18 protein-coding genes are annotated in these 22,016 nt (G+C 72.3%); 5 read left to right on the top strand and 13 right to left on the bottom strand.

Translation table 11 applies throughout. The features are described 5' to 3' along the window. Positions 1-32: 32 nt before the first annotated feature. On the top strand, positions 33-1,580 hold the full coding sequence (locus NUT86_RS37935) for an AMP-binding protein (RefSeq protein WP_274739928.1): 1,548 nt from the start codon (positions 33-35) through the stop codon (positions 1,578-1,580). Positions 1,581-1,635: 55 nt separating this feature from the next. On the opposite strand, the gene NUT86_RS37930 is transcribed toward NUT86_RS37935, so the two are convergent. The 3 genes from NUT86_RS37930 to NUT86_RS37920 form a co-directional block, all read right to left on the bottom strand. Further along, positions 1,636-1,965: a hypothetical protein gene (locus NUT86_RS37930; RefSeq protein WP_176608067.1), complete on the bottom strand. Its 330-nt coding sequence runs from the start codon at positions 1,963-1,965 to the stop codon at positions 1,636-1,638. A gap of 153 nt (positions 1,966-2,118) precedes the next feature. Further along, positions 2,119-3,408 carry a PP2C family protein-serine/threonine phosphatase gene (locus NUT86_RS37925; protein ID WP_274739927.1) on the bottom strand — a complete coding sequence of 430 codons (1,290 nt, stop codon included), beginning with the start codon at positions 3,406-3,408 and terminating at the stop codon, positions 2,119-2,121. Between the two features lie 126 nt (positions 3,409-3,534). Continuing rightward, a complete protein-coding gene (locus tag NUT86_RS37920) occupies positions 3,535-5,085 on the bottom strand; it encodes an AbgT family transporter (RefSeq protein ID WP_159484301.1) in 1,551 nt (516 codons plus the stop codon). Between the two features lie 215 nt (positions 5,086-5,300). Here NUT86_RS37920 and NUT86_RS37915 point away from each other — a divergent pair, with 215 nt between their 5' ends. Together NUT86_RS37915 and NUT86_RS37910 are read left to right on the top strand one after the other, a co-directional pair. Then, positions 5,301-6,503: a M20 family metallopeptidase gene (locus NUT86_RS37915; protein ID WP_018092022.1), complete on the top strand. Its 1,203-nt coding sequence runs from the start codon at positions 5,301-5,303 to the stop codon at positions 6,501-6,503. A gap of 52 nt (positions 6,504-6,555) precedes the next feature. Continuing rightward, positions 6,556-7,683, top strand: a complete 1,128-nt coding sequence (locus NUT86_RS37910) for an ArsR/SmtB family transcription factor (RefSeq protein WP_274739926.1) — start codon at positions 6,556-6,558, stop codon at positions 7,681-7,683. Between the two features lie 26 nt (positions 7,684-7,709). On the opposite strand, the gene ligD is transcribed toward NUT86_RS37910, so the two are convergent. Continuing rightward, complete coding sequence (ligD, locus tag NUT86_RS37905) at positions 7,710-8,723, bottom strand: non-homologous end-joining DNA ligase (protein WP_274739925.1); 1,014 nt, start codon at positions 8,721-8,723, stop codon at positions 7,710-7,712. A 101-nt stretch (positions 8,724-8,824) separates the two neighbouring features. Between ligD and NUT86_RS37900 the strand changes: the two genes are divergently transcribed. Next, the gene (locus tag NUT86_RS37900) at positions 8,825-9,886 is read left to right on the top strand and encodes an ATP-dependent DNA ligase (RefSeq protein ID WP_274739924.1); all 1,062 of its coding nucleotides are present in this window, start codon (positions 8,825-8,827) and stop codon (positions 9,884-9,886) included. A gap of 25 nt (positions 9,887-9,911) precedes the next feature. On the opposite strand, the gene NUT86_RS37895 is transcribed toward NUT86_RS37900, so the two are convergent. From NUT86_RS37895 to NUT86_RS37880, 4 genes are all read right to left on the bottom strand, one after another. Then, positions 9,912-10,898, bottom strand: coding sequence for an MASE1 domain-containing protein (locus NUT86_RS37895; RefSeq protein ID WP_167540574.1), 987 nt, complete (start codon positions 10,896-10,898; stop codon positions 9,912-9,914). A gap of 63 nt (positions 10,899-10,961) precedes the next feature. Continuing rightward, positions 10,962-11,795 (bottom strand): PP2C family protein-serine/threonine phosphatase, encoded by an 834-nt coding sequence (locus tag NUT86_RS37890; RefSeq protein WP_274739923.1) that lies wholly within the window; start codon positions 11,793-11,795, stop codon positions 10,962-10,964. Between the two features lie 198 nt (positions 11,796-11,993). Continuing rightward, positions 11,994-13,634 carry an APC family permease gene (locus NUT86_RS37885; protein WP_274739922.1) on the bottom strand — a complete coding sequence of 547 codons (1,641 nt, stop codon included), beginning with the start codon at positions 13,632-13,634 and terminating at the stop codon, positions 11,994-11,996. A 311-nt stretch (positions 13,635-13,945) separates the two neighbouring features. After that, positions 13,946-14,452, bottom strand: a complete 507-nt coding sequence (locus NUT86_RS37880; RefSeq protein ID WP_274739921.1) for an acyl-CoA carboxylase epsilon subunit — start codon at positions 14,450-14,452, stop codon at positions 13,946-13,948. A gap of 289 nt (positions 14,453-14,741) precedes the next feature. Between NUT86_RS37880 and efeB the strand changes: the two genes are divergently transcribed. Continuing rightward, positions 14,742-15,998 (top strand): iron uptake transporter deferrochelatase/peroxidase subunit, encoded by a 1,257-nt coding sequence (gene efeB, locus NUT86_RS37875; protein ID WP_237537998.1) that lies wholly within the window; start codon positions 14,742-14,744, stop codon positions 15,996-15,998. A 107-nt stretch (positions 15,999-16,105) separates the two neighbouring features. Here the strand turns inward: efeB and hypE are convergent, their stop codons facing one another. Genes hypE through hypB form a run of 5 tightly spaced genes read right to left on the bottom strand, consistent with a single transcriptional unit; the run spans position 16,106 to position 22,014 of the window. After that, on the bottom strand, positions 16,106-17,161 hold the full coding sequence (gene hypE, locus NUT86_RS37870) for a hydrogenase expression/formation protein HypE (protein ID WP_051104225.1): 1,056 nt from the start codon (positions 17,159-17,161) through the stop codon (positions 16,106-16,108). A 46-nt stretch (positions 17,162-17,207) separates the two neighbouring features. Further along, entirely contained in the window at positions 17,208-18,332 is a 1,125-nt protein-coding gene (hypD, locus tag NUT86_RS37865; protein ID WP_018092032.1) for a hydrogenase formation protein HypD, read from the bottom strand. After that, positions 18,329-18,667 carry a HypC/HybG/HupF family hydrogenase formation chaperone gene (locus NUT86_RS37860; protein WP_274739920.1) on the bottom strand — a complete coding sequence of 113 codons (339 nt, stop codon included), beginning with the start codon at positions 18,665-18,667 and terminating at the stop codon, positions 18,329-18,331. The genes hypD and NUT86_RS37860 overlap by 4 nt, the downstream gene beginning before the upstream one ends. A 51-nt stretch (positions 18,668-18,718) precedes the next feature. After that, positions 18,719-21,133 (bottom strand): carbamoyltransferase HypF, encoded by a 2,415-nt coding sequence (hypF, locus tag NUT86_RS37855; RefSeq protein WP_274739919.1) that lies wholly within the window; start codon positions 21,131-21,133, stop codon positions 18,719-18,721. Then, entirely contained in the window at positions 21,130-22,014 is an 885-nt protein-coding gene (gene hypB / locus NUT86_RS37850) for a hydrogenase nickel incorporation protein HypB (RefSeq protein ID WP_274739918.1), read from the bottom strand. The genes hypF and hypB overlap by 4 nt, the downstream gene beginning before the upstream one ends. Positions 22,015-22,016 lie beyond the last annotated feature (2 nt).

Raw genomic sequence — 22,016 nt, 5'->3', positions numbered from 1 at the left:
CACCCGCCGGCGTCAGGAGGAAGCCCGCAATCATGCCCATCGCCGCCCGGACATTCCGTACCTACGTGGAGGAGAACCTCGATGCACTTAGCGCCGACCCGGCGCGCGAGGCCCTGGTCCACCAGGGCCGCCGCGTCACCGCAGGCGAGTTCCGCTCACTGGTCCACCGCCTGGCACGCGCCCTGCGCGCCCGGGGCGTCGACCGGGGAGCGACCGTCACCCTGCTCAGCGGCAACCTCCCCGAGGCCGTCGCCGCCCGCTACGCCGCCAATCTGATCGGCGCCCGGGTCAACCACCTCTACAACAAGCTGTCCGCCGAGTCCCAGGCCGCTATCGTCCGCGATGTCGAGACCCGGGCCCTGATCGTCGACCCGCGGTATGCCGAACGGGCCGCCGAGGTCACCGAGTTGGCGCCGGTGCCGGACGTCCTCGTCCTCGGCCCCGCGAAGCTGGGCGCGGATCTGCTGGAGCTGGCGGCCGGACAGTCCGACGAGCCGTTCGCGAGCCGGGCCCGGCCCGACGATGTGTGCACCATCCGCCACACCGGCGGCACCACCGGCCACCCGAAGGGCATCTGCACCACCTTCGAGCAGGCACGCTGGTTCCACGGAGTGCTGCCGCAGCAGCCGGAGTTCGAGCGCCGGCAGCTGGTCTGCACCACCCTCGCGCACGCCGCGGGCATGATGGCCGACAGCACGCTGCACGCGGGCGGCGCCGTCGTCCTGCTCGACGACTTCGACCCCGGCACGGTGCTCACGGCCATCGCCCAGGAGCGCATCACCGAGATGTTCCTGCTGCCGCCGCTGCTCTATCAGCTGATGAACCACCCGGACGCACCGCACACCGACACCTCCAGCCTGCGGATGCTGACGTACGGCGGCTGCCAGGCGTCCCCGGCCCGGATAGCCGACGCGGTACGGGCGTTCGGCCCGGTGCTGATGCAGGGTTACGGGCAGAACGAGGCCGGCGGCATCAGCGTGCTCACCCAGGAGGACCACGACCCGCGGCGCCCCGACCGGCTGCGCTCGGCGGGCAAGGTGCTGCCCGACGTCGAGGTGGCGATCCGCGACGAGGCGGGCCGCGATCTGCCGGCCGGTGAGCACGGGGAGGTCTGTGTGCGCTCCGCCATGATCATGAAGGGGTACTGGAAGCAGCCCGAGCTGACCGCCGAGGTGCTGAGGGACGGCTGGCTGCACACGGGGGACATCGGATTCCTCGACGACGAGGGGTACTTGACCATCGTCGACCGGATCAAGGACATGATCGTCGTGGTCGGCGGCCATGTGTACACCACCGAGCTGGAGGACCTGCTGAACTCGCACCCGCAGGTACTGCAGAGCGCGGTGTTCGGGGTCCGGGACGCCGACCGGATGGAGCGGGTGCACGCCGCGGTGGTACGGGCGCCCGGCAGCGACGTCGACGGACAGCAGCTGCGCGCGATGGTGTGCGCGGAGCGCGGCGCGATGTACGAACCGCACCGGGTCATCTTCGTCGAGGCGCTGCCGCTCACCGATGCCGGCAAGCCGGACAAGAAGGAGCTGCGCCGGCGGGCCGAGCAGGAGGCCGGCACCCTGGCATGACAGCGACGAGCCGCCGCAGCCAAGGGCTGCGGCGGCCTGTCAGTGCTGCTGCCGGTCAGAGGATGCCCAGCAGGCCGAAGGGGAAGCCCCCGAAGCCGTAGCCGTAGTTGCCGCAGCCGTTGTAGCCGTTGTGGCCGCCGAAGCCGTTGTAACCGCCGAAGCCGCCGAAGCCGCCGAAGCCGTTGAAGCCGTTGTAGCCGCCGTTGTGGTGGCAGTGGTGCCAGTGGTGGTGATGGTGACGACCGTGGTGGTGACGACCGTGGTGGTCACCGTTTGACGATGCGGCCGGCGCCTGCGGGGTGGCCGAAGCCATGCCGGCGAGCGGGAGGACGGTAGCGGCGGCAAGGGCCGCGGTGGCCACGGAGCGGCCTATGAACTTGCGCATTGCGTTTCTCCTGTGTGGCAGGAAATCTGACATTCGATGAGTACCGCGCCTCACCGAAAACCCTGCAGACACGACGGAGAGCCACTCCAACGGCCCCAAGAATTGCTCCAGTCGCGGCAATGAATCGGTAAAGCGAACCGCTGAAAGGCCTGGTCAGAGCCGGATGATGACAAGGGCCGCGTCATCGGTCGCCCCGCCGGGCGGCAGCAGCTCGGCCAGCAGCGCGTCGGCGAGCGCCTCGGCATCGGCGCCGCGGTGCCGGGTGAGCGCATCGGCCAGCCGTCCCAGACCGACGTCGATGTCCTCGCGGCGGCGCTCGATCAGACCGTCCGTGTACAGGGCCAGCACGGCGTCGTCGGCGAAGGTCACGCGCGCCTCGGGGCGCTCCACATGCTCGGGCCGCGCGCCCAACGGCGGGTCGGTCGCCCGGTCCAGCAGTTCCACGGTGCCGTCCGGGTGCAGCAGGGCCGGCGGTGGATGGCCGGCGCTGCTGTAGGCGATGGTGTGCGTGGTCCAGTCGATGAAGGCCTGCACCGCGGTGGTGGATTCCGCGCCGTCCACCGAGCGCGCATAGATGCCCAGCACCTCCAGCGCCCGGGCGGGCCCGGCGACGACCCGTGCGGCGGCGCTCAGCGCGCTGCGGAGCTGGCCCATGACGCAGGCGGCGGCCAGACCGTTGCCCACGACGTCGCCGACGGCCACCGCCATCCGGTCCCCCGGCAGCTCGGCCAGGTCGTACCAGTCGCCGCAGACATTGAGCGCACCGACCGCGGGGTGGTAGCGCACCGCGGCGCGATGGTGCCCCACGGGCTGTGGCGCCGGCAGCATCGCCTCCTGGAGAGCCAGCACCACCTCCCGCTCCCAGTCATTGGCCTGCCGCAGCCGCTCGTTGACCTCTTGGAGCTCCTGGGCGCGGGTGTAGAGCTCGGCCGCCATCCGCTCCCGGTCGCCGACGCGGTCCCCGGCACCGGCCCGGACGGTCTCGGTCACCTCCTCGACCCGGTGCACGATCAGCTGCACCCGCCCGTCGGCGTCGAGCACCGGCGCGTTGACCGGACTCCAGTACCGCTCCTCGAACACGCCCGGCCGGCCGGGCGCCTCGACGTCATAGCGCTGCAGCGCCATGGTGTCGGGCGCCCCTGAGGCCACCACCCGCTCCAGGGACGCCCGGAGATTGCGCGTACCGGACGCGTCGGGGTCGTCCGGGTTGTCGGGGAAGACCTCGAAGAGGAAGCGGCCGACCAGCTGCTGGCGTTCGCGGCCGGCCCGCCGCAGCAGCGCCTCGTTGGCATCGGCGATCACCAACTCCGGGGTGATCAGCAGTATGGCGCCCGGCAGTGCCTGGAAGACCGCCACGTAGTCGATGCCGGAGGTGCTCTCGGGACGCCGCGCCGCCCCCGCCCCGGCGTCCCGTCCCTCCGGTGCGTTCCTGTCGTGCGCCACGTGCGGAATGGTCCCGCCCCGGCGGGCCGGCCGCATGCCGGGACAGGCGGGCCCGCGCCCCGTCGGCCCGCGAACGGCGTGGCCGGTCCCGTGCGGTGCCGGCCGTGGCGGGTGCCGCCGTTCGGGTCAGCGCACCGGAGCGCCCGGTCCCAGGGGGATGCCGAGCAGCCACCAGACGACGAACAGCGCCGTCCAGACGAGCAGCATCGCCATCGCGACCGGCAGGGTGCAGGACACCAGGGTGCCGATGCCGGCCTGCTTCTTACGGGTCTGGAGGAAGCCGACCGTGAGGATGAAGGTGGTGCTCATGGGAGTGATCGAATTCGTGCAGGAGTCGGCGATCCGGTAGAGCGCCATCGTGGTCGCGGGGTTGATGTGCAGCAGCATCAGCATCGGGACCAGCACCGGCGCGACCAGGGCCCACAGCGCCTGACCGCTGGTGATCAGCAGATTCAGACCGGCGACGGCGGCGATCAGGACGAGGAAGAGGACCAGGGTGGGGGCACCCAGGTCACGGAGGGCGTCGGCACCGCGGACCGCGACATAGGTGCCGATGTTCGTCCACTTGAAGAGCGCGACGAACTGCGAGACCGCGAAGAAGATCACCAGCAGCGGTGCGATGGAGCGCAGCCCGTCCGCCATGAAGGCCGGTACGTCCTGGCCGGCCGAGACACTGCCCGTGAGCCTGCCGTACACCAGGCCGATGACCAGGAAGAACAGTGCCAGAAAGACCGCGATGTGGTCGAAGAGCGGGGACGCGATGACCGCGCCGTCCGCGGCACGCAGCGGTGAGTGCTGTGGGAGCGTGGCGAGCGCGATCAGCGCCCAGTAGCCGAGGGCGGCCCAGCCCGTGAGCTTCAGTGCCCGGATCTCGCGGGGGCCGGGGGCGGGCCGTACGGCGTCACCGGCGGCCCCGGCCGTGGCGTCGTCGGGCGCCAGGGTGTGCTCGCGGCGCGACAGCACACGCTCCACCACGAAGGTGATCACCAGGGCCAGGACGACGGCCGACACGGTGGTGAAGTACATGTTGTCGGTCGGGCGCACCACGGCGTCCGGAGACACCGTGCGCGCCGCCTCGGTCGCCATCGCCGCGAAGGCCGCGTCGCCCGGCGCGATCAGAGGATTGGCGTCGCCGGCCGCGTTGATGGAGACAAAGGCGACGATCATGCCGAGGAGGGGTGAGCGGCCCACGGTCTGGAACGCGATGGCGCCCAGCGGGATCAGGATGATGTAGGCGGAGTCGGAGAGGAATTTCGACAGCGCACCGGCCAGGGCCACCGCCAGCACCACATAGGTGGCGGGCACCCGGGCGAGCGCCCGGCGGGCCAGGGTCTCGAAGAAGCCCGCGCGTTCGGCGACCGCGACGCCCAGCATGATCAGGGTGACGGTGCCCAGAGGGCCGAAGGTGACGAAGTTTTCCTCGATCATCGAGAGGAACTCGCGGGCACCGCCGGCCGACAGCACCGTCCGTACGGCGAGGCTCTTGCCCGTCCCCGGCTCGGTGACCCGCAGTCCGCCCGCGGCCATCGCCCAGCTCGCCAGCGCGGTGACCGCCAGGAGGATCCAGAACAGCCAGAAGGGATGCGGCAGCCGGTTCCCGGTGCGCTCGATCGCGCCCAGAAACCTGCTGAATCTCGGTGGTACGGGGTCGACGGCGGTGGTGTCCACTGCTGCCATGGCGGCCCTCCTGGCGGTGGCGGTCTGAGGTGCGGCGACCTTACGAGCAGCCGGGGACAGTCTGACCAGGGTTACCAGGGGCGCGGTAATCGAGGTCCGGTGGAGCGGCCGGGACGGCAGGGTCGGGGGAGAACGCGCCTGCGCCCTGCGCCGCACCGGAGCGCAGCGGCGTACCGGAGCCCGTCGCTCCCCGCCCTTCGTACCCAGGAGACCCGTTGTCCGCTGCCGCCCCCTCCCCCGCCGTCCCGCCCCGTGCCCTCTCCGCCGAGGTCGCCGCCCTGCGGCCCCGTATGGAACGGGTCAGCCGGGCGATCCATGCCGAGCCGGAGCTGAAGTTCGAGGAGTTCGCCGCCCAGAAGCTGCTGACCGAGTGGCTGGCGGAGGCGGGCTTCGCGGTGGCGGCGCCGGCCGGCGGTCTCGGGACGGCGTTCGTGGCCACGCATGAGGGATCTACGCCCGGCCCGTATGTCGCGGTGCTCGCCGAGTACGACGCGCTGCCCGGCATCGGGCACGGCTGCGGGCACAACCTCATCGCCTCGGGCGGTGCGGCCGCCGCGATCGCCGCGGTCCGGGCCCTGCCCGACCACCCGGGGACCGTCGCGGTGATCGGCACCCCCGGGGAAGAAATGGGCGGCGCGGGCAAGATCCGGCTGGCGCGGGCGGGCGTCTTCGACGGGGTGGACGCGGCGGTGATGTTCCACCCGGCGGACCGGTCGCTGACCACCCGGCACGGCCTGGCGGCGGCACATCTGCGGGTCGGTTTCACCGGGGTCAGCGCCCATGCGGCCAAGTCCCCCTGGGAGGGCCGGAGCGCGCTGGCCGCCGCCCAGCTCTTCCTCAACGCCCTTGATTCGCTGCGGCAGTTCATGCCGCCCACCGCCCGGATCCACGGGATCGTCACGGATGGCGGCCAGGCCCCGAACGTCGTCCCGGCCGACGCCGCGGTCGATCTGTACGTCCGCGACCGGACCGCGGCGTCCGCCGAGGCGCTGGTCGCCCGGGTCGAGCGGGCCGCGCACGGAGTGGCCATGGCCACCGAGACCACGGCCGAGGTGTCCGAGACCGGTCCGATGTACGCGGACCGCCGCAACAACACGGTGCTCGCGGAGCGCTTCGGGCAGACCGTGCGGGCGCTCGGCCTGGACATCGTGCCGGGTGATCCGGCCACCCCGGCCGGCTCCTCCGACATCGGCAACCTCTCCCAGCTCCTCCCGGTGATCCACCCGTATGTGCAGATCGCCGAGCGGGGGACGCCGGGCCACTCGGAGGCGATGCGGGAGGCGGCCGCCACCGCGTACGCCCACGACCGTACGGAGATCGCGGCGACCGGACTGGCCCGGGTGGTGCTCGATCTGCTCACCGAGCCGGGGTTCCTGTCGGCGGTGCGGGCGGAGTTCGACGCCGCCGAGGCGGTCTGACCTGCTGCGCACCGGCCGGGAGGAGAGGCCCGGCCGGTCGTAGACTCCCGGCATGTCCGTCGTCATCGTCCTGGAGGGGGCCGGCCCCGGGTCCTTCACGGTGGCGGTCTCCCCGCTCGCGGAGCTCTCCGCCTGTCTGCACGCGCTGACCGGGTCCGCCCACCATCCGCAGCTGCGGGAGTGGGCCACGGCGGTCACCGACGGCGCGTCCGGTGCCCTCCGCGCCGGGCTCCACCGCTTCTCCCCGTTGTGGTCCGCGTTGCGCTGGCGGGGTTTCTATCCGGGGCTCGACGGGACGGCGGCGGGCGGCACCCGGCCGGTGGCCGGCGGGCTGGACGAGCAGCTCCAGGGCCTGGCCGGGCTGCCGGTCGCGCGGTTCGCGGAGCTGACGGCCTTCGCCTGTGTGAGCGGCTACCGGGGTTTTGACTTCTCCCGGCTGCTGCACTCCGCCGGGCAGCGGGCGGCCCTCGGCCATGCCGTCGCCGCGCTCTCCGCCGAGCGGCGGGCGCTGGCCGCTGAGCTGCTGCGGGACCCCGAGCGCTGCCGCGACGGTCTGCTGGCCTTTCTCGACCGGTGCCGGGCGGAGTTCTTCACCCAGGCCTGGGCCGACACCGAGCCGGAACTGCTCCACTCCGCGCACACCGTCCGCGGGCGGCTGACGGCCGGCGGCGGGCGGGGCCCGGCCGGCACCGACGAACTGTCAGCCGCGCTCGCCTCGCTCAGCCCCGACGCCTCCCGGCTCACCGGACCGCCGCGGGTGGTGTTCGACAAGCTCCACCACTCGGTGATCACCCCGGCCCGCACCCCCGTCCTCCTCGTCCCCTCCCGCCACAACTCACCGCATCTGGTGGTCAAGAACGAGCCGGGTCTGCCGCCCGTACTGCACTATCCGGTCGACGCCCCCGAAGTGGGGGTCACGCTCGCCCGCAGCCGGATGCTGGCACTGACCGATCCGCGGCGGGTGCGGCTGTGCCGGCTGATCGCCCGGGAGTCGATGACCACGCTCGATCTGGCGGCCCGGCTGTCGATGACCGCGCCCCAGGTCTCCCGTCATCTGCGGGCCCTGCGCGATCTGGGCCTGGTGCGGACGGAGCGCAGCGGCCGCTTCGTCCTCTACCGGCTCGATCTCGCGGCGGTCGAGCGCCTCGGGCAGGACGTCGTCACCGGGCTGCAGCACTGACTCGCCGCGGGCCGGCCCGCGCACCCTCAGCGCTTACGGGCCCGGCTCGGCTGCACCCGGGACGGCTCCCCCGGCATCTTCGGATGGTCGGGCGGATAGGGCAGATCGCCGAGCCCCTCGTCCGCCGCCTGCCGGTCCGCGAGCTCCAGGACGGACTCCAGGCCGAAGGCTTGCTCCGCCATGTCCGCGTGCAGATCGCCGAGTTCCGCGAACCGCGGCGGGACCGTTCGCAGATCGAAGTCCTCGGGGGCGGCGTCGGACAGCTCGTCCCAGTGCAGCGGGGTGGAGACGGTCGCGCGGGGCCGGGCGCGCAGTGAGTAGGCGGAGGCGATGGTCCGGTCCCGGGCCATCTGGTTGTAGTCGACGAAGACCTTCTCGCCGCGTTCCTCCTTCCACCACGCCGAGGTCACCAGATCCGGCATCCGGCGCTCCAGCGCCCGCGCCACGGTGATCGCGGCCCGTCTGACCTCGGTGAAGGTCCAGCGCGGCTGGATCGGTACATAGACGTGCAGTCCGCGGCCGCCGGAGGTCTTCGGCCAGCCGCGCAGCCCGTGCTCCGCCAGCAGCTCGCGCAGGACGAAGGCGACCTTGACGGCGTCCGCGAAGTCGGTGCCGGGCTGCGGGTCGAGGTCGATCCGCAGCTCGTCGGGGTGCTCGGTGTCCCCGCGGCGGACCGGCCAGGGATGGAACGTCAGACACCCCAGGTTGGCGGCCCAGAGCACGGCCGCCGGTTCGGTGGGGCACATCTCGTCGGCGAACCGTCCGCTCGGGAAGGCGATACGGGCCGTGGGCAGCCAGTCCGGCATCCCCTTGGGCGCCCGCTTCTGGTAGAAGAACTCGCCCTCGACGCCGTCGGGGAAGCGCTGCATGGTGGTGGGCCGGTCGCGCAGGCCCCGCAGCACCCCCTCGGCGACGGCGAGGTAGTACTGCGCGACGTCCATCTTGGTGAAGCCGCGCTCCGGGTAATACGTCTTGTCGGGGTGCGACAGGCGCACCTTTCGCCCCGCGACGTCCAGTTCCACAGCTCCGGCTCCGGCCATGACTCCACGTTAAGTACCGTGCGGCGCCGCCGCGCGCCGGAAGGGCGGCGGGCCCGGCCGCCCGGCGCGCGGGAACCGTCCGCAGCCCGCAGGATCGGGACATGGACCTGCCCGTCATGCCCCCGGTCTCCCCCATGCTCGCGAAGCTGGTGGCCGACATTCCCGCCGGCATGCAGTACGAGGCCAAGTGGGACGGCTTCCGCGTCATCGTCTTCCGGGACGGCGAGGACATCGAGATCGCCAGCCGTACCACGAAATCGCTCACCCGTTACTTCCCCGAGGTGGTCCGGGCGGCCCGGGCCGAGCTGCCCCGGCGCTGCGTCGTCGACGGCGAGATCGTGATCGCCCATGACGGCCGACTGCACTTCGAGGAGCTGCTGGAGCGCATCCACCCGGCGGACTCCCGGGTCCGTACGCTCGCCGAGCGGACGCCCGCCTCGCTCGTCGCCTTCGATCTGCTGGCCCTCGACTCCGCCGCGCTGGTGCACGAGCCGCAGTCGGCGCGCCGGGAAGCCCTGGTCGAGGCGCTGCGGCCGGCCCGTGCACCGGTGTACACCGCGCCCGCGACAAGGGACCAGGAGCTGGCGCGCAGCTGGTTCACACAGTTCGAAGGGGCGGGGCTGGACGGGGTGGTCGCCAAGCCGCTGGATCTGCCGTACCGGCCGGGCGACCGGGCCATGTTCAAGATCAAGCATGCCCGCACCGCCGACTGCGTCGTCGCGGGGTACCGGCTGCACAAGAGCGGGCCGGTGGTCGGGTCCCTGCTGCTGGGGCTGCATGACAGCGCCGGGCAGCTGCAGCATGTCGGGGTGTGCGCCTCGTTCCCCATGGCCAAGCGGCGCAAGCTGGTCGACGAGCTGGAGCCGCTGCGGATGGACGATGTCTCGGGCCATCCCTGGGGCGAGTGGACCGATGAGGCGGCGCATGCGTCGCGGCGGATGCCGGGCGGGCCCAGCCGCTGGAGCGGCGGCAAGGATCTGTCGTGGGTGCCGCTGCGCCCGGAGTGGGTGTGCGAGGTCGCCTACGACCACATGGAGGGCAGCCGCTTCCGGCACACCGCCCAGTTCCGCCACTGGCGTCCCGACCGTACGCCGGAGAGCTGCACCTATGCCCAGCTGGAGGAGCCGGTGGGCTACGACCTGGAGGAACTGCTGCGGGGCTGACCGCAGGGACGGCGCGGGCGGCGGGTCAGCCGTCCTCCCCCTCCGGCGGCCACCGGCGCCGGCTCTCCCCGGGGGCGAGCCGGTCCACCACGTCGGCCAGTTCGCGGCAGGCCTGCTCGATCTTGCGGCGGATGCTGTTCTGCTCGGTGACGATGGCCGCCAGCAGCAGCGCGGTGAGCGCCGCGGACGTGTTGAGCGCCTGCAGGTTGACCATCGCCTCCAGCAGGCTCTGGCCCTCGAACGGTCCGGTGCGGCGCGTCGCCGCCATGATGGCCAGGACGGACACCAGCAGCACACAGGGCGCCGCCCCCGCGAGCTGGAAGCGCAGCGCCGCCCACACGATCAGCGGAAAGACCAGGAACAGCAGTGAGAGCTCGCTGGTGACCGCCACCAGCGAGACCGCGACCGACGCGACCAGCAGGGCCGTGGCCTCGGCCCACCGATAGGCGGGGACGCCCTGCGGCCACCGGACCTTGCGGCAGGCGAGGACGAGCGGGGTGACGACGAGGATGCCCATGGCGTCGCCCACCCACCACGCCGCCCAGGTCCGCCAGAAGCCGCCGGCCGGCAGCGCACCGCTGAGGAGAAGCGTCCCGCTGCCCACCGTCGCGCTGATCAGCATCCCGGCGAAGGCGCCGAGGGCGACCAGCGCCACCCCGTCGCGCAGCCGGTCGAGCCCGGTATGGAAGCCCACCCGACGGAGCATCAAGTAGGCGCACACCGGGGCCAGGGTGTTGCCCGCCATGATGCCGAGGACCGAGACATCGAGCGGGCTGAGGGAGGCGACGACCAGAAGTGTGCCGAGGGCGATGCCGGGCCAGGTCCACAGGCCCAGGAGCAGCAGACAGCTCAGGGAGATGCCGGTGGGCGGCCATAACGGTGTGACCCGGGCACCCGCGATCACCACCTGCTCCAGCAGCCCGATCTGTGCGGTCCCGTAGTAGACACCGGCGAGCACGAGGATCGTCAGGGCTGCCGGTGCGAGACGGCGGAGTTCCTCGGTGCGCACCACATCAGCCATCAGACAACGCGGACCGCCGGGCGCCGTCCGCGACACGCGCGCCCGTGCCGCGCTTCACCCGGCTCTGGGCGGCGCCGCGTCGAAGCGCAGCACGAGCACCGCGGAGTCGTCGGTGTGCCCGGTGAACTCGGCGACGCTCATCGCCACATCCGCCACGGTGGCCGGATCGCCGTCGGCGTTGGCGCTGACCAGCCGGGTCACCTGGGTCAGTCCCGCCTCTATCGGGAACGACGGCCCTTCGACGACCCCGTCGGTGAGCAGCACGAACGCTCCCGCGGTGGCGAACCGGCGGCGGGCGACCGGGTACCTCTCCCCCGGCACGATGCCCAGCGGCAGGCCCCCTGGGTCATCGGCGAGGCCGGACCGGCCGTCGGTGGTGGCCCAGATTCCGGGTACATGGCCGGCGCGGGCGCTGGTCAGCTCCCAGGCGACCGGGTCGAAGCGGACGAAGGTGCAGGTCGCGAAGAGCCCGCAGTCGACCGAGAGCAGCAGGTCGTTGGCCCGGCTCAGCACCTCTCCGGGATCGGCGGCGTGGCCGGCGACGGCCCGCAGCCCGAAGCGGATCTGCCCCATGAAGGCGGCCGCCTCGACGTCATGGCCCTGCACATCGCCGACGCAGAAGGCGAGCGATCCGTCGGGCAGCGGGAAGCCGTCGTACCAGTCGCCCCCGATGTCCAGGCCGTGCCGGGCGGGGGCGTAGGTGGCGGCGGCGCGCAGCCCCGGTGTTCCCGGCAATACGGAAGGCAGCATCTCCCGCTGCAGCGCCTCGGCGAGCTCGACCCGGGCCCGCTGTTTCTCGGCGCCTTCCCGCGCCTGGGCGGTCAGCCGCCCGAGCGTGGTCAGCAGATCGTCCGCGCTCGCCGACCGCGGGGGACGACGCCGAAGCATGGGCCGCTCCCAGGTGCGTCGGTGCCCGGGCCACCGCGGCGCGCGCGTGCGTCTCCGCAGTGGCCGCCTGACCTGGCCTCATGGGGCTCTCGGGGAGCCCGCCTCTCCCGATTCATCTTATTTCCGCGGTGGGACTTCCGCTTGACGGCCCGGCCCGCCACGGGCCGTCACCCTCTGTAGCCCCTCCCGCGGCCGCCTTCAGACGGCTATGGGGCGGGCCACCTCCAGATGCCGGACGCCGGACCGCACGGCCCAGAAGAAGACCGCGAGCGCGAGGGCGGCCACGGTGACCGAGTCGTACGGCGCCGGCAGCCGGCCGGAGCCCTCGAAGGTGCCCAGCCAGGAGAGCGCCGTCAGGGCGATCAGATAGGCCACCAGCCAGGCGCCGGTGCGGAGTTCGGCGCCGAGTGAGCGGCTCGGGCCGGCGCCGTCGCTTTCCAGGGCGGCCTTGTCACGGGCGCCGGAGCGGCGCATGACCAGGAAGATCAGCAGGCCGCCGAGCACCAGGGGCAGGGCGAGGCGCAGATCGTGCCAGCCCGACCAGTAGATGAACTCGCTGGCCACCACGAAGCTGAGCGGCGCGATCCAGCCCAGCCCCGGGATCCAGCCGGCGGTACGGCCGCCCGGTTCGGCCCGGAACACGGCGACCGCGACCGCGGAGGCGGCGTAGATCAGCAGATACATGGTGCCCATGACGCTGACGATGTCCTGCCAGCCGCCGAACGGCAGCAGGAAGACCATGATGACGACGAGGTTGATCGCCAGGGCCCGGCGCGGGATGCCGAACCGCTCGTTGACCTTCATGAAGAAGCGGGGGATGGTGCCGTTCTTGGCGAGCGCGTAGGTGTGCCGCGCGTTGATCGCCACGCCGACGTACGCCGAACCGCCGGGCGAGAGCACCGCGTCCGCGTACAGCAGGCTGGCCAGCCAGTGCAGATTGAGGATCAGGGCGAGCTGGCCGAACGGTGACTCGAAGGAGACGCCCTGCCAGCCGTTGCCGAGCAGATGCTCGGGGACGGTGAAGAGGAACGCCAGTTGCAGGGCCAGGTACATGAGGACGGCGAGGCCGATGCCGGTGAGCACCGCGGCGGGAATGGTCCGGCGGGGGTTGCGGGTCTCGCCCGAGAAGTCCAGCGGTGCCTGGAATCCGTTGACGGAGTAGACGATGCCGCCGCCGGCCAGCGCGGTCAGGCAGGCGACATAGCCGTACGGGGCGAAGCCGCCGTGGTCCGTCAGACGGCCGGAGTGCCAGCCGGAGGCGATCAGCGCGATCACGGTGACGACCGGGATCACGATCTTGAACACCGAGACCAGGTTGTTGAGTTGGGCGAACATCCGCACCGCGAACCAGTTCAGCGCCGTCAGCACGGTGCTCAGACCGGCCGCCAGGGCCAGCCCGGAGAGCGTGAGGGTGTGGCCGTTGTAGATGCCCGGCAGGTAGTGCGCGGCATACTGCATGATCGCGCTGATCTCGGCCGCGGTGCCGCCCACCGACAGCAGCGTCGACCAGCCGATGAGGGTGCCGACGAGCCGGCCGCTGGCGAACAGGGGCCAGCGGACCGTGCCGCCGCCCTCCGGACGGGACGCGCCGAGTTCGATCATGACCAGGGCGACCAGCCCGCACAGCAGACCGGCCCCGATCCAGGAGAGCAGCGCCGCGGGGCCGGCCGTCTGGGCCGCGTACATGGCGGCGAACAGCCAGCCGGAGCCGACGATATTGGAGAAGCCGATGCCCGTCAGCCCCCAGAAGCCCAGGTCACGGCGCAATCGGCGCTCCTGCGCCTGCACTTCCGGGACATCGGTCCCGTCGCCCTCACCCGATACCTGACTCTCCGCCACGAGAACGGCCTCCTTGATTCACTGTTCCGGCTCGCCGGACCCTACTCGACGATCACCGAAGAGGAATCTCGCGTTCCACCAGCGGACACTTCCTGCACGCAGCGCAGCGTCGGGGTGCTGGAGAGTGCGGATCGGTACGCAGCCACTCACTCATGATCAGAAGGGTAAATGGCGCCACTGACAACGGCTTTGACCTGCACAGCCTCCCGTCGATGCGGAGAGCGGGTGCTTCGCCGGGCGAGGTCAGGAGACCTGGTCGGCCGGGACGCCGAAGGCCGTCGCCAGGCCCTCCCGGCGGGCGCAGGAGGATCTCAGCCGCAGGTCCAGCAGCCCGACCAGCATGCGTGGCGGCGCGGAGGGTGCCGTCGGCCCGGAGGCCGATCCTCGGGCCGGCCGTCTTCGGCGAGGGCGCGCAGCCCGGCAAGTTGGGCGCACAGCACCACGCTGATCGCCGCGATTTCCTCCGGCTCGGCATGGCCCTTCTCGATACGCAGCCAGGAGGCGGGCGGGCCGTCGACGGGCGCGCTCCCGTCGAGGGGCGTGGCGTGGCCGACGGCGGTCCCCTGCCCGGCGGCCGCGCTCCCGCCGGAGGGTGTGCCCTCACCGGCGGCGGTGCGCTCGTCGGGGGCCGTACCCACGCCGGCGGAGGCGTCCCCGTTGGCGGAGGGGGCGCCGTTGACGGAGGGGGCCCCGTCGGCGGATGTCCCCTCGCTGACGGGTGCGGCGGTGCCGTTGACTGCGCGCTCGTCCAGGGTGGTGCCCTCACCGAGGGGGGCGGTCTCGCTGATGACGGTGCTCGCGTCGGTGGATGTGCTCATGTGTGGGGGTCCATGGGCTCGGTGGTGGTACACGGTCCGTGACGTGCCGCCCGGCGGTCCACGGTGGGTGTTCGGGCAGGTCACAGGGCCGACGCTAGAAGCGCGCGGGGGCGCTGTCGCGCGGTGGGCCCGCCGGCTGCGCCATTCGGACGACCCGCCGGGGTCCCAGGCGTGATATCCGGGGCCGGGGCCGTGTTGCTCCCGGCCCTCACGGGGTGGGCGGCGAGCATCGCGCACAGGGATGTGCAGGCACGCGGCTGCCGGATGACGCAGTCAGGATGGCGGGACGATGAGACGTGATCAGGCCGACGACGGGTGTGCCCTTCCGCGGCACGACGGACGCCGGGGGTTCTTGAAGTGTGCGGCGGGGATCGCGGGGGTGGCCGCCGCGGGAATCGGCGGGCAGGCGGCCGCCGCGCCGGCGGACCGGCCGGTAGGCGGGTTGCGCGACGGCGGGCTGCTGCCCGACAAGGTGCCCTTCCACGGGCGTCATCAGGCCGGCATCGTGACCCCGCAGCAGCTCTTCGCCGGTTTTGTCGGCTTCGATGTGCTGGCCCAGGACCGCGACGGTCTGACCGCCCTGTTCCAGAAGCTCACCACGCGGTCGCGGGTGCTGGCGGCCGGTGTGAAACCGCAGGACGAGCGGGTCGCCTCGGAGGAGCCCACCCCCGACTCCCTCACCATCACCCTCGGCGTGGGCGCCTCGCTGTTCGACGACCGCTTCGGCCTCTCCGGGCACAAGCCCCGGCACCTCAAGGCGATGCCGGCGTTCCCCGACGACCGTCTTGAGCCGGCCCGCTGCCACGGTGATCTCTCGTTGCAGGTCTGCGCCCAGCACCCGGACGCCGTCGTCCATGTGCTGCGCGATCTGGCGCGGGAAACGGACGGTCTGCTGCGGCCCCGTTGGCGTGCGGACACCTTCCTCAACCCGTCACGGCCGTCGGGGTCACCGCGCACCTTCGTCGGCTTCAAGGACGGGATCGTCAATCCGGACGTCGGCTCGGCCCGGGAGATGGACCGGCTGCTGTGGGTGACCCCGCCCTGCGGGGAGCCGGACTGGGCACTGGGCGGCAGCTATCAGGTGCTGCGCCTGATCCGCTTCCATGTCGAGAAGTGGGACAAGGTGCCGGTGTCCCGCCAGGAGAAGATCTTCGGCCGGCGCAAGGCGAGCGGTGCGCCCCTGGACGGCAGTCACGAGTCGGATGTGCCGAAGTACCGCGAGGACCCGCACGGCAAAAAGATCCCGCTCGACTCACACATCCGGCTGGCCAACCCCCGCACCGAGAAGACCGACAAGTCCCGCTTCCTGCGCCGGAGTTACAACTACGACGCCGGTTACGACAGCAAGGGGCGGATGGACCTCGGACTGGTCTTCTGCGGCTATCAGCAGGACCCGGAGCGGCAGTTCGCCACCGTACAGCGGCGCCTTAGGCACGAGCCGCTGTCCGAGTTCATCACCCCCATCGGCGGCGGCTACTTCTTCGTGCTGCCCGGGGTACGGGGCGCCGACGACTGGTTCGGTTCCCGGCTGCTGACGAAGACCTGAGCAGGTCCGGCCCCATGGGCAGAGGGCGGCGCCGAAACCGGCGCCGCCCTCTGTGTACTCCGGACCTGCCCACTGTCAGCGGCGCGGGAGTTCCGGGGGCACGCGGCTCAGCAGATCCGCGGCAGCTGCTCGCCCAGCGGCAGATCGACGACCCGGGTGCCGCCCAGCGGAGTGCGGGCCACGACCATGCCGGGGTGGGTCTCGACGGTCTCCCCGATGATCCGGGCGCCGGCGCCCAGGGGGTGCGCACGCATCGCGTCCAGCACGGCGTCGGCGTGCTCGCGGGGGACGAACGCCACCAGCTTCCCCTCGTTGGCGACGTACATCGGGTCCAGGCCGAGGATGGCGCAGGCATTGGCGACGGCCGACGGCACGGGGATGGCACGCTCCTGGATGACGATGCCGGTGCAGGAGGCGGAGGCGATCTCGCACAGGGCCGCGGCCAGCCCGCCGCGGGTGGGGTCGCGCAGCACATGCAGATCGGGGGTGACGGCGAGCATGGACTCGACGAGGCCGCCGAGGGCCGCGCAGTCGCTCTCGATCTCGACGCCGAACTCCAGGCCCTCACGGACGCTCATGATGGCCACGCCATGCAGGCCGATGTCCCCGCTGACGATCACCACATCGCCGGGGACCACACGCTGCGGGCGCAGATCGACGCCCGCCGGGATCAGGCCGATACCGGCGGTGTTGAGGTAGACGCCGTCACCGTGGCCCGCCTCGACGACCTTGGTGTCGCCGGTCGCCACCTCGACCCCGGCGGCCCGTGCCGCCGCGCCCATGGCGTCGGCGACCCCGGCGACCACCGGCATCTCGACGCCCTCCTCCAGGATGAAGCCGCAGGAGAGGTAGGCGGCTCTGGCGCCGCTCATGGCGAGGTCGTTGACGGTGCCGTTGACGGCGAGGTCGCCGATGCAGCCACCGGGGAAGAAGAGCGGCCGCACGACATAGGAGTCGGTGGAGAACGCCAGACGGACACCGCCGAGGGACACCGCCGCGGAGTCGCCGAGCTGGGCGAGGATCTCTCCGCCGAAGGCCGGGGCGAAGATCTGCTGGACGAGTTCGGCGGACAGCGCGCCGCCACCGCCGTGCCCCATGACGACGCGGGGCTGGTCACGGAGCGGGGTGGGGCAGGTCCACCCGGAGATGTCGACGGTGGGCAGACCGCGGTCGGCCGGGGTGGGGCCGCCGGGGGTGGGGTGCTTGGTGTCAGGCAACGGGGCTCGCCTCCTGCGGGGTGGGCGTGGTGCCGAGTCGGCGGTAGAGGTAGTAGGCGGCGCAGGCACCCTCGCTGGAGACCATGGTGGCGCCGAGCGGGGAGCGCGGGGTGCAGGTGGTGCCGAAGGCTTCGCACTCGTGCGGCTTGATGAGCCCTTGGAGGACCTCGCCGCTGCGGCAGGCGGCGGGTTCGCGGGTGGTGATGCCGTCGACGGAGAAGCGGTACTCGGCGTCGTAGTCGCGGTAGCGCTCCGACAGCCGCCAGCCGCTGGCGGGGATGGTGCCGATGCCGCGCCAGGCACGGTCGGTGACCTCGAAGACATCGGCGAGCATGGCCTGGGCGGCCGGGTTGCCCTCGCTGCGGACGGCGCGCGGGTAGGCGTTGTCCACGGTGTGTTCGCCGCGCTCCAGCTGGCGGACGGTGCGGCGGACGCCCTCCAGGATGTCGAGTGGTTCGAAGCCGGTGACCACGATCGGCACCTGGAAGCGGTCGGCCAGTTCGGGGTACTCCCCCATGCCCATCACGCTGCAGACGTGACCGGCGGCGAGGAACGCCTGGACCCGGCAGCTGGGCGACGTCATGATCGCCTCGATCGCGGGCGGTACCCGGACGTGCGAGACCAGCAGGCTGAAGTTGGGGATGCCCAGCTTGCGGGCCTGATGGACCGTCATGGCATTGGGCGGTGCGGTGGTTTCGAAGCCGATGCCGAAGAACACCACCTCGCGGTGCGGGTTCTGCTGGGCGATCTTCAGGGCGTCGAGCGGAGAGTAGACGACCCGGACATCGCCGCCCCGGCTGCGCACCTGGAACAGATCGCGGTCGCTGCCGGGCACCCGGAGCATGTCGCCGAAGGAACAGAAGATCACGTCGGGGCGGGCGGCGATCTCCAGGGCCTTGTCGATGACCTCCAGCGGCGTCACACAGACCGGACATCCCGGGCCGTGGATCAACTCGACCTCATCGGGCAGGAGTTGGTCGATGCCATGACGGATGATGGTGTGGGTCTGTCCGCCGCAGACCTCCATCAGGGCCCAGGGCCGGGTCACCGTGGCCCGGATCTCGTCGAGCAGCCGCCGGGCCAGCTCGGGGTTCTGGAATTCCTCGAGGTACTTCACCGGCTCGTCTCCCACTCTCCGTCGTTGAGGGCGGCCGGGGGTGTGCCGCCCGCCCCGTCCCACCCCTGGGAGGCGGCAGCCGCTTCCCAGGGATCGCCGAACTCCTCCTGGAGCAGGCCCAGTTCCTCGAACAGGGCGAGGGTGTGCCGGGCGGACTCCTCGTCCAGGCGCTGCAGCGCGAAGCCGACATGGACGATGGCGTACTCACCGACCTTCAGGTCGGGGACGTACTCCAGGCACACCTCCTTGACCACTCCGCCGAAGTCGACGGTCGCCATGCGGGTGCCGTCCCGTTCCTCGATGTCCAATACCTTGCCGGGTACCGCCAGACACATGGGGCCTCTCCTCGTCTTGGGTACGTTGCGTCCGCCGTGCAGCGGTGCCGCTCAGCGCACGGCGGCTCCTGCCGTGCGCGCCGCCACGACGATCTGACCGAGCGCCAGTCCCCCGTCATTGGGCGGGACGCGGCGGTGGCGCAGGACGGTGAAGCCGTCCTCCCGCAGGAGGCGGGCGGTGGCCTCGGCCAGCAGGGTGTTGGCGAAGACCCCGCCGGTCAGTGCCACGGTCGTCAGACCGGCGCGCTCCCGGGCCAGCGCGCAGCCGCGCCGCACGAGATCGGCGACCGCGGTGTGGAAGCGGGCCGCGATCAGCGGTACGGCGGTGCCCGCGCGGACGTCCTCGACGACGGCGGTGAGGACCGGCGCCGGGTCGGCGACGAGGTCGGCGGCCCCCGGTCCGGCCGGCCCGGCACGCAGCGCGAACGCGTAGCCGGGACCGTGGTCCTCGCCCGCGGCCAGGGCCGCCGCTTCGAGGGCGATGGCGGCCTGGGCCTCGTATCCGGCGTGGTGGCAGACCCCGGCCAGCGAGGAGACGGCATCGAAGAGCCGGCCCATGCTGGACGTGGGCACGCAGTTGAGGTGGCGTTCGAGCTGCCGGGCCAGCAGCGGCCGCTCGTCCGGCGGGCAGGCCGCCACCGGGGGCAGGTCCTCGGCCCAGTCGATACCGGCGGCGCGCAGATGGGCGAGGGCCATCCGGTAGGGGCGCCGTACGGTGGTGTCGCCGCCGGGCAGCGGGACGTAGGCGAGCTGTCCGAAGCGGCGGTATCCGTCGTAGTCGGCGAGCAGGATCTCGCCGCCCCAGACGGTGTGGTCGTCGCCGTAGCCGGTGCCGTCGAAGGCGACCCCGATGACGGCGCGGCCGTCGCGGAGGCCGTGTTCGGCCATGGCCGCGGCGATATGGGCGTGATGGTGCTGGACGCGCACCAGCGGCCGGCCGTCGGTGTGCGACTGCGCCCACCGGCCCGAGCGGTAGCCGGGATGCCGGTCGGCGGCGAGGAGTTGGGGGCGTACCCCGGTGACCGTCTCCAGATGCGCCTCGGCCTGCTCGAAGGCGAGCTGGGTCGCCAGATCGTCCATGTCGCCGATGTGCGCGGACAGCCAGGCGCGGTGCCCTTCGGCCAGGCAGAGCACGTTCTTGAGGTCGCCGCCGGTCGCGAGTGCGGGCCGGACCGGCACCGGGAGGGGGACGGGGAACGGCGCATAGCCGCGGGAGCGGCGTACGAACAGCGGTTCCCCGTCGCTGATGCGGACCACGGAGTCGTCGCACGGGATCCGGATCGACCGGTCGTGGGTGAGCCAGGCGTCCGCCAGGTGCGCGAGGCGCCGTACGGCCTCGTCGTCGTCGGTGACGATCGGTTCGCCCGCGACATTTCCGCTGGTCATCACGAGCAGCCGGGGCCCCGGAGGGTCGCCGGGCAGTCCGAGGAGCAGGTGGTGCAGCGGGGTGTACGGCAGCATGACACCCAGGTCGGGGCTGCCGGGGGCGACGGCATCGGACAGCGTGGGTGCACCCGGGGCCGGTGCCGGATGCGGGGTGCGGCGCAGCAGGACGATCGGGCGTACGGACCCGGTGAGCAGCGCGCGTTCCTCCGCCCCTACCCGCACCAGGTGCTCCACATCGGCGACATGACGGGCCATCAGCGCGAAGGGTTTGTCGCCGCGGGCCTTGCGGTGGCGCAGCAGGGCGACGGCGGTGTCGTCGGAGGCGTCGCAGACGAGGTGGTAGCCGCCGAGGCCTTTGACGGCCACGATCGCGCCGTCGGCGAGCAGCCGCCGGGTGTCGGCGACCGGGTCGGTGCCGGGTGCCGGGCGCGGTGGGCGGGTGCGGTCGGCGGGGTCGGTGGTCAGCAGCCGCAGCCGGGGGCCGCAGTCATGGCAGGCGATGGGCTGGGCGTGGAACCGCCGGTCGCCCGGGTCCGCGTACTCCCGCGCGCAGCGGGGGCACATCGGGAAGCGGTCCATGGTCGTCAGCGCACGGTCGTAGGGGACCGCGGTGACGATGGTGAAGCGCGGTCCGCAGTGGGTGCAGCTGAGGAAGGGGTGCCGGTGGCGGCGGTCGGCCGGGTCGGTCAGCTCGGCGAGGCAGGCCTCGCAGGTGGCGGCGTCCGGGGCGACCAGGGTGCGGGAGGGGCCGTGGGCGCGGGAGGGGAGGATGCGGAAGCCGGCGTCGCCCGCCACGGCGATGTCCTGGCCGTCGACGGTCTCCACGACGGCCAGTGGGGGCGCCTCGCCGCTGATGCGTTCGCCGAAGCGGGCCAGCGCCGCGGGGGCGCCCTCGACCTCGGCGACGACGCCCTCGCCGGTGTTGGTCACATGGCCGGTCAGGCCCAGTTCCGTGGCGAGGGTGTGGACGAACGGGCGGAAGCCGACGCCTTGGACGACGCCGCGCACGGTGATCCGGCGGCGTGCGGCGGCTGTGGGAGGGGCCGTCACGAGGGCCCCCTCGGCCTGCCCGGTGGTCATGAGCGGCTCGACGCCACGGTGTCGGGGTCGGTGGTGTGCGCATGGCCGCCCGGTGCCGGATGGGCGTGCGTGTGCTCCCCGGCGCGCGTGTGCTCTTCGTTGTGCGAGTGGCCCGCTGCGTGCGAGTGGCCTGCTTCGTGGGTGTGTCCCTCGTCGCACGGCTGGCCGTCCTCGGCGTCGTGGACGTGGTGGGACTTACGGGTCATGACCGGGATGTGCACCGGCGCACCGTCCCGCGCCGCCAGCGCCCGGTCCAGCATCAGTCCGTCCCCCTCACCGCCGCGCGCCGAGGTGAGGACGACCTCCACGCCCGGGTTGATGCGTTCGACGTTGGCGCGGAACTCCTTCTCGTCGAAGGAGACCGCCTCGGCGATGTCCATCTTGGTGACCACGACCAGATGGGCGAGCCCGAAGGCGGTGGGGTACTTCAGCGGCTTGTCCTCGCCCTCGGTCACCGACGCCAGCACGATGCGCAGCGCCTCACCGAGGTCGTAGGAGGCCGGGCAGACCAGGTTGCCGACGTTCTCGATGAATAGCAGGCGGGTGTCGGCGGGGAGCCAGCCGTGGAGGTGCCCGCCCAGCATCTCGGCCTCCAGGTGGCACAGCCCGTCGGTGAGCACCTGTTTGACGGGCACTCCGGAGCGCGCCAGCCGGACGGCGTCGTTTTCGGTGGCGAGATCGGCGGTGAGCGCCGCGACCGGAATGCCCCGGCTGCGGGCGAGGGTGAGCTCACGCTCCAGGAGCGCGGTCTTGCCGCTGCCGGGGCTGGAGAGCAGATTGACCAGCGCGGTGCCACGGGCGGCGAGGTCCTCGCGCAGGGTGTGGGCACAGGCGTCGTTCTTGGCAAGGACCGCCTGTTGCAGGTCGACGACACGGCACATGG

It is taken from the genome of Streptomyces sp. G7(2002), from assembly GCF_028870195.1.
Classification (GTDB): domain Bacteria; phylum Actinomycetota; class Actinomycetes; order Streptomycetales; family Streptomycetaceae; genus Streptomyces; species Streptomyces nigrescens.
This window is presented reverse-complemented; position numbering and strand designations above follow the sequence as displayed.